The 8,314-nt window shown below is 44.6% G+C and carries 4 protein-coding genes and 1 pseudogene; 4 read left to right on the top strand and 1 reads right to left on the bottom strand.

Annotated features, from left to right (window positions below):
* A partial coding sequence (locus tag K0A89_10235; GenBank protein MBW6518863.1) for a fibronectin type III domain-containing protein occupies positions 1–1,480 on the bottom strand: 1,480 nt, incomplete at its 3' end.
* Between the two features lie 256 nt (positions 1,481–1,736).
* Between K0A89_10235 and K0A89_10230 the strand changes: the two are divergent.
* The 4 genes and pseudogenes from K0A89_10230 (at position 1,737) to K0A89_10215 (ending at position 8,268) form a co-directional block, all read left to right on the top strand.
* Positions 1,737–3,170 (top strand): annotated as a pseudogene (locus K0A89_10230) (IS1182 family transposase).
* A 480-nt stretch (positions 3,171–3,650) separates the two neighbouring features.
* On the top strand, positions 3,651–5,576 hold the full coding sequence (gene lonB / locus K0A89_10225) for an ATP-dependent protease LonB (protein ID MBW6518862.1): 1,926 nt from the start codon (positions 3,651–3,653) through the stop codon (positions 5,574–5,576).
* Between the two features lie 8 nt (positions 5,577–5,584).
* A complete protein-coding gene (locus tag K0A89_10220; protein ID MBW6518861.1) occupies positions 5,585–6,937 on the top strand; it encodes a TldD/PmbA family protein in 1,353 nt (450 codons plus the stop codon).
* Complete coding sequence (locus tag K0A89_10215; GenBank protein MBW6518860.1) at positions 6,934–8,268, top strand: TldD/PmbA family protein; 1,335 nt, start codon at positions 6,934–6,936, stop codon at positions 8,266–8,268. The genes K0A89_10220 and K0A89_10215 overlap by 4 nt, the downstream gene beginning before the upstream one ends.
* Positions 8,269–8,314: the final 46 nt, after the last annotated feature.

Below are 8,314 nucleotides of genomic sequence, written 5' to 3'. Positions count from 1 at the left end.
CAAGTATCACACCAATTTTCAGGTTCAATGGTTCAACAACAATTATTGCATTGTCTGAATCAATTACATTTCCATTCGGTTTTGTCAATTCCACTTTTATTTTATCTCCTACTTTACCGGGGATTGATCTTTTACTTTCGTCTTCGGTTAATGTTAAATCATATTTCAAGGTCACATTATTATACCATTTGACATGATATGTGAGGTCTGGATGGATATTCAAAGCACTAGCTAAAGCTACTTTACTACTTTTAGTATCTTGATTGTAATAATATTCATTTTTATCAAGATTAATGCTTTCAGTGCCCGGATATACATAAACAGAACCTGTTTTAACACTACTTCTTGAGCCGGCACCATTTCTCAGTACAACTTCGGCTTTATAGTCATATTTTCCCGGAGATGACTGAGATCGTGTGAAAGTTCTACTTATTTGACTTCCTTTTGAAACACTGATATCTTGAACCTGTAAAAGCACATTGTTTTCATAAAAGTACAATTTTCCACTGGCACTACCACCGCTGTTTTCAATCAATACTTTAACCTTATAACTTTCATCCTTATCTGGATATTCTTTGCTCGAAGAAATACTCACTGAAGGACTTGGTGTTATTTCATTCACAGTTATTGATCTTGAAACTACATCAGACCATGCTCCCGCATTATCCTTAACTTTAAAGAAGATTGTATGACTTCCAGGAGAAAGAGAAGTTGTGCTGAATGTATTTGAATTACTGAGATATCCATCTTTATCAGACCACCATCTATAGGATGTTATTATTCCATCCGTGTCAGTACCTGTTCCTTTAAATGAAACTTTTTGTCCCTCATAAGAGTTTAATGGGGTAATATAATTGATAGAACCCACCGGACGACTATTTACTGTTGACATAGTAACATAATTACTCCACGCTCCTCGATTACCAGACATATCCACTCCTCTCACCCGTAGTTCATATAATGTCCCGGATTGTAGTCCAGTTATTTTGTTTTGATTGCCATAGAAATGTGTTATATCACTTGATGTCTCCCCAGATTTTCTATATTCTGCAGAATAATAATCGATTCCACATAAATCATAAGGTGTACCATGTGCAAAACTAATTGATGAAAATGTTGAATCTATTTGATGCAATCCAGTTACTCTTTCAGGTGGTGTAGTATCAACAACTTCTGTGTAGGAATCATAAATTACATTCCATGAGCCAAATAAGCTTTTTGCCCAAAATTGAGCATGCCATGTTCCCAAAATGTCAGCTTCATGATAAAAATATTCATTGCCAATAATGATATTGTCATCAGGATCATAAGTCATAATTATTTGTCCCGTTGGATCATATAAAAGCCATATTTCATCATTAGTTAACAATTGCCCCTCACAAATGACTGTTATTGTATCCCCCAATTCATATTCATCAGCTCCGAATAATACTTGGCCTGGTGCAGGATCAGGATCAATCGCCGCTACTACTGTAATCAATTGAAAAACTATACAAAACAGGATGTCCCAAAACCCCGATAAATCAACAAATTTTCACATTTATACATAATATCTCACATAAGTTTTGATTTATAGTTTTCAAATGTATTTCACCTTGAATGATTCATCGAGATCAATCAACTTTTTTCATTCCACCTTATCCACTTATCGACATCAATAGAAGCCTTTAAGTACTTTTATTGTATTCATTACTTAAAAAGTATACTTTTTATGAAGATAAAATAGAGGTATAGCCATGTTCAAAAAATATGACCAACAGCAGCAGTTTTTATTACCTTTAAGATTAGATAGTTTTGTTCCAGAAAACCACACAGCCAGAATACTGAATGACATCATAGACGCAGTTGACATCACTGCCATTGAATCCACATATTCTGAAAATGGGTCCCCTGCATACCACCCTCGACTCATGTTAAAAATTCTGTTATACGGATATATGATTACTATTCGAAGCTCAAGAGAGATTCAAAAAATGACATCTACTGACACTGCTTTTATGTATCTTACAGCCATGCAACACCCAGATTTTAGAACAATTTGCCGATTCCGTTCAACTCATCTTGATTCAATCAAAGATATTTTCACTCAAGTTGTCACAGTTTGTAAAGAAATGGGTATGCTTGGTGCCGGAAAAGTATCTATTGACGGAACCAAGATCAAAGCAAATGCTTCTGTAAGGCAAAGCAAAGATGCGAAAGCTCTTGACAGAGAAATCGCTAAAATCCGCAAAGAAATTGATAAAATTCTTAACGAAAGCATCGAAATTGACAAGGAAGAAGATGAAAAATACGGTGACTCAACACCTTATGAGATGCCAAAAGAATTGGTGAATAAAACAAAAAGATTGGAAAAAATCCAGGCTGCAAAAAAGAAACTCGAAGAAGAAAACCTTAAGAAAATAAACGTCACCGATAACGATGCTAAAATTATGAAACATAAAGGTGGCACTAAAAAGCCATCCTATAACGGTCAGGTTGCTGTTGATGATAAGGAACAGGTGATTGTTGCAGCTAATCTTGTTGATGATGAAAATGATGTGCATCAAGTCGATCCAATGATACAACTCATATGGGCAACATTGGGTTACAAGCCTACAATATTATTGGCTGATGCTGGATATTTCTCATTTGAAAATCTTGAGTTGCTGAAAAGAAATGGCATTGATGCATACATTCCTGACAATTTTTTCAAGGTGGAGGAACGCGCAAAAAGTAAATGGTTCAGGAAGTCGATATTTAAATTCGATGACGAAAAGGATTGTTACTATTGCCCTGCGGGCATCATGATGCCGTTTACAAGGATTCAAAAACGAAAGGATGAACCTGACCTGAAGCAATATGTTTGCAATTTTTGTTCTGATTGCATATTGAAAAAAGCATGCACTAAAGCAGAAAATAGAATAATTTCAAGAGACCCCCGAGAACATTTATTGGTTGGGATGAGGGCGAAACTTAGGACGGTTGAAGGGGAGGAACTATATCAGGAGCGAATGTATACGGCAGAACCTGTTTTTGGCCAGATGAAACAGAATAGAGGGTTTAGGGAGTTTCTTTTAAGGGGGACGAAAAAAGTAAATGTGGAATTTTTGATGATGTGCATAGTGCATAATATTGGGAAGATTGAGGGGTTTGTGAAAAGGGAAGGTAAAAACTTGAAGGAAATACTGAAAAATGGAATTCAGGGGGCAGATCAGTTCGAAGTGGGCACGAAAAATGTTGCAATTGGTGCTTAAAAACACGTTTTTGGTGAACTTTCGGTGAAATATGTGGATTTCCATGTATGTATGCACAAAATTTAAGAAAATTAAGATGTTAACTCCATGTGTTGGAAACTCTTAGAACTTCGAGGTGTAGTGAAAAGTTGTTTTTGGGACAGCCTGTTAAAGCAAAATTCCGCACAATATCATACTCGTGTAGTGGAGCTTACAGAGAAGGATTGCGAAGAATTAGGAATGCAGGGTGAATAATATTGTCCCAAGGCCAGCTGGAACATCAACTATATATCAGGATATTGTATTTTATTGACCAAATTTATAAATGCATGGGCAGATATAATAGACTGAAAAACTATTATTATACTATCACCAACAGATATATATGCATTAAAATATATAATTAAGGAGAATACTGTGACAAATACTGAAAAAGATATTTCTGCCGAGAATAAGACTGTCACTGAAACCGATGACCTGCTCGGCGGTTTAGACATACAGACCACGTCTGAAGTGGAAGTACCGGAAAACCTTATCGACCAGGTGATAGGTCAGGAACATGCTGTTGAGGTGGTGAAGAAGGCTGCCAACCAGCGCAGGCATGTGATGATGCTTGGCACCCCGGGTACGGGTAAATCCATGCTGGCAAAGGCCATGGCTGCACTCCTGCCTAAAGAAGAATTACAGGATGTGCTTGTCTATAATAATCCTGAAGATAACAACACTCCAAAGATAAGGGTCGTGCCTGCAGGAAAAGGCAAGGAAATAGTGGATGCCCATAAACTGGAAGCAAGAAAGCGGATGCAGGCCCGCAATATGTTCATAATGATATTCGTGTTCGGCATCATTATATATTCATTCTATACCGGCATGCTGATATGGGGTATCATTGCAGCCATACTTATTTTCATGGTAATGCGCCAGTTCATGCCGAAAGAGGAAGCGTACATACCAAAACTGCTGGTATCGAATGCCGGTAAAGATACGGCTTCGTATATTGATGCCACCGGTTCACATGCCGGGGCGCTGCTGGGTGATGTGCGTCATGACCCGTTCCAGAGCGGAGGCCTGGAGACCCCTGCACATGATAGAGTGGAAGGTGGCGGCATTCATAAAGCGCATAAAGGTGTGCTGTTCATAGACGAGATCAATACCCTTGGGCTGGAATCACAGCAGAACCTGTTGACAGCTTTGCAGGAGAAAGAATTTCCTATTACGGGCCAGAGTGAACGGTCCTCGGGCGCAATGGTAAAAACAGAGCCTGTACCCTGTGATTTCATTATGGTCACGGCAGGTAACCTTGATGCCTTAAGAGGCATGCACCCTGCTCTTCGTTCCAGGATAAAGGGGTACGGTTACGAGGTGTATATGAGCGATGTCATCCCCGATACCGCTATTAACCGGCAGAAACTGGTCCGGTTCGTGGCACAGGAGATCAAGAGGGATGGAAAGATACCTCCCTTTGATAAGAGTGCTGTAGAAGAGATAATCAGGGAAGCCAGGCGGCGTGCCGGAAGAAAAGGCCATCTTACCCTGAAGCTCAGGGACCTTGGCGGTCTTGTACGGGTCGCCGGGGATATTGCTCACTCTGAAGGGTCAGCAGTAACCTGTGCGGGACATGTATTAAAAGCCAAGAACATTGCCCGCTCGGTCGAGCAGCAACTGGCCGACCAGTACCTTGAACGAAGAAAGGATTATCAGATGTTCGAGCGTCAGGGCTCAATGGTAGGTAGGGTCAATGGCCTGGCAGTAATGGGCAGCGATTCAGGTATTGTACTTCCCATAATGGCAGAAGTAACTCCCTCACAGTCAAGTTCCGAAGGACGCATCATTGCCACGGGTATGCTCAAGAAGGTAGCACGCGAAGCTGTAGATAACGTATCAGCCCTTATCAAGAAGGTCAGTGGTAAAGATACCACGACCATGGACGTTCATATCCAGTTCATAGGTACTTACGAAGGTGTGGAGGGTGACAGTGCTTCTATCAGTATTGCCACTGCCGTATTGTCTGCATTTGAGAATATACCGGTGGACCAGACCGTGGCCATGACCGGTTCCCTCTCAGTAAGGGGTGACGTGCTGCCCGTGGGTGGTGTGACCTATAAGATAGAGGCGGCTGCCCAGGCCGGCATCAAGACCGTCATCATCCCAAGGTCCAATATGGGCGATGTGATGATAGAGGATGAGTTCAAGGATAAGATAGAGATCGTCCCGGTATCGAATATCTCTGAAGTGCTGGAAAGGTCCATGGTGGGAAAAGAAAAGGAATACCTGATAGAGAAGATAAAAAAAGCTTCCTCCTTCCCCAGGTTCAATCTGACCCTCAATGAAGCTGTTATAGGAACTCCGAGCCCGGCACCATAAGGAGTATGATGCATTTGGCAGCGCTACAGGCAGATTTCCATGACATACGGGTATTGAGGAGCACAGGCCGTTCCCTATTTATTGACAACGGGCAGATAGAGCAGATATCGAATAATTTTACCCACGGGATATCGTGCAGGGCGATGGTCAAGGGTTCATGGGGTTTTGTATCTTCAGACGATAGCCGGGACAGTATGCATTCACTTGAGCGGGCGGTGAAACTTGCCAGCCAGACCCACGCGAAGTCGCCACGGAAAAGCAAGGGACTCGCTGAGGTGCAGCAGCCCCGATTACATGATATTCCTGTAGCCCGTAAAAAGCCCGGTGATGTGCCCATTGAGGAAAAGGTCGAAATGCTGCTTGAGATGCATCATAGGGCAAAGGTAGCTGATGTGACCAGTGCCAGTGTGCTTTATTCTGAGAGCGAGCTCGTAGTGGAATACCAGAACTCCGAGGGCGTCGAAGCCGAATACAGCCTGGCCAGGACAGGATTTGCGGTTACTGCTGTAGCATCCCGGAACGGGATGTTCCAGATGGGCAGGAGAAGCAAGTTCGATGTGTGCGGATATGAACTGTTCGACAGGTACGATGCCCTGGAACTGGCAGAGGAGGCCGGTAATACGGCTGTGGAACTGTTATCTGCAAAAGTACCCAGAGGGGGCAGGATGCCGGTGATACTGGACCAGGAACTGGCCGGTGTGTTCATTCATGAGGCTGTAGGTCATGCTGTGGAGGCTGACCACGTGGTCGAGGGCAATTCCATCCTTGCCAACAAAGTGGGCAGCACGATAGCTGCGCCCTGCATATCTGTGATAGACGACCCCTCAATGCATGGATATGGATATTATCCTATGGATGACGAAGGAGTTGAATCAATAGCTACCACGGTGATCGATAACGGCGTGCTCAAATCGTATTTACATTCAAGGGAAACAGCTGCCATCCTGCCAGGTACAGGCCAGCCCGGGCATGCGCGGTCACAGGGATTGTCACGTCCCATTATCAGGATGAGCAATACGTATATCGGGAACGGGGATTCTGGTTTTGATGAGATGCTGGCTGAGATGAAGGATGGCATATATTTGATGGGGAGCAGGGGAGGCCAGGTGAACCCGGGCGAGGGCGTGTTCCAGTTCAATGCCGAGCGCGGGTACATGGTTGAGAACGGTGAGCTGACCACACCACTGCGTGATGTCTCCCTGTCCGGGCAAATCCTGGGCATACTGCAAAATGTGCAGCTGGTAGCGGGTGATATGAAGATGAATTCGGGCAGGTGCGGTAAAGGCGGACAGGCAGTGCCTGTTTGTGACGGGTCGCCACATATCCTGGTGTCAGAGGCATTAGTGGGTGGTAGCGGATGAGCAACGACATGAATGTTATATTTGACCTGGCAGAGAAAGCATTGCGTATTGCACAACAGGCAGGGGCTGATGAGGTAGAGGTGTTCGGGCTCACGGGCAGGGGCGTTCACATTGATATCCAGATGGATAAGGTTGACCTGGCAAGGGAAGGATATATCCGTGGTCTGGGCATCAAGGCGGTGGTGAATGGAGCAGTAGGATTTTCCTCCACAAATGACCCACTCATGCTCGATGAAGCTGTCCGGGCGGCAGTAAGCTCGGCACGGGTGCGTGAGAGCGACCCTGACTGGAAGGGACTGCCCGGGGTATCGGACTATGCAACCGTTGACGGCATTCATGATCCGAGAATTGCAGGCATGGATATCGATACCTGCATTGACCTGGCTTTGAGGATGGTGGACGGGGCCGCATCGGTCAATGATGCAATACCCACAGGGGGCAGGTTCTCATGTTCAGGTTCCAGTTATGTGATATTGAACTCCAATGGCGTTGAGATGGTGGAGCATACCAGCAGGATAGACGGAATGCTGGATTGCCGGGCCGGAGAGGACAGTGAAGTGTCCACTGCATACGAGTTTGATATTTCCCGGAATCTTGACATTGATTTTTATACTATTGGCAGGGAGGCTGCCAGGCAGGCAGTGGCATCAGTGGGTGGTGTGAAAGTGGATAGTGGAGAGATCGATATTTTGCTAAGACCTGCTGCCATTGCAGACCTCCTTGAGAGTACATTGCTGGCGTCATTGAGTGCCGAGAATGTCCAGAAAGGGCGTTCAGCACTGGCAGGTAAACTGGGCAGCAGGATAGGCGCTGAAGGGTTGAATATCATTGATGACGGTTTGCTGGAAGGGGGTATTGGTTCTTCACGGTCTGACGATGAGGGTACTCCGTCCAGGACCAACCGCATCATTGAGAACGGGGTACTGGGTACCTACCTGTACGATACCTATACTGCAGGCAAGGACGGTGTTGACTCGACAGGCAGCGCGGTGAGGAATAACTATGCCCAGACCACGACGATCGATGTGCGCAACCTGATGATACAGTATCCTGCCAGTGATGTGGTAAGCGACATGCGCCGCGGTGTGCTGGTGGGTTCGGTGATAGGTGCCCATACGGCCAATCCCATATCCGGTGATTTCAGTGTGGAGGCGCGCAATTCATTTGTGGTCGAGGATGGCGAAATAACGAGCCCCATTAAGTCCATGATGGTATCTGGCAATATGTTCCAGTTGCTGCATAATATCACCGGCGCAGGACATGATGTAAGGCGCCTGGGTACTATTATCACACCGACAGTGAAGGTATCAGGTCTTACTGTTGTGGGATAACGGCTACAATAGTTGAATCCTGAAATGATAAAAAAGAGAACCGAAA

This window comes from ANME-2 cluster archaeon (genome assembly GCA_019429385.1).
In the GTDB taxonomy this organism is placed as follows: domain Archaea; phylum Halobacteriota; class Methanosarcinia; order Methanosarcinales; family Methanocomedenaceae; genus Methanocomedens_B.
This window is presented reverse-complemented; position numbering and strand designations above follow the sequence as displayed.

Bases quoted from the DNA above. Each gene is read 5' to 3' on its own strand.
- K0A89_10220 (MBW6518861.1), top strand. From the start codon at position 5,585: ATGCATTTGGCAGCGCTACAGGCAGATTTCCATGACATACGGGTATTG.
- K0A89_10215 (MBW6518860.1), top strand. From the start codon at position 6,934: ATGAGCAACGACATGAATGTTATATTTGACCTGGCAGAGAAAGCATTG.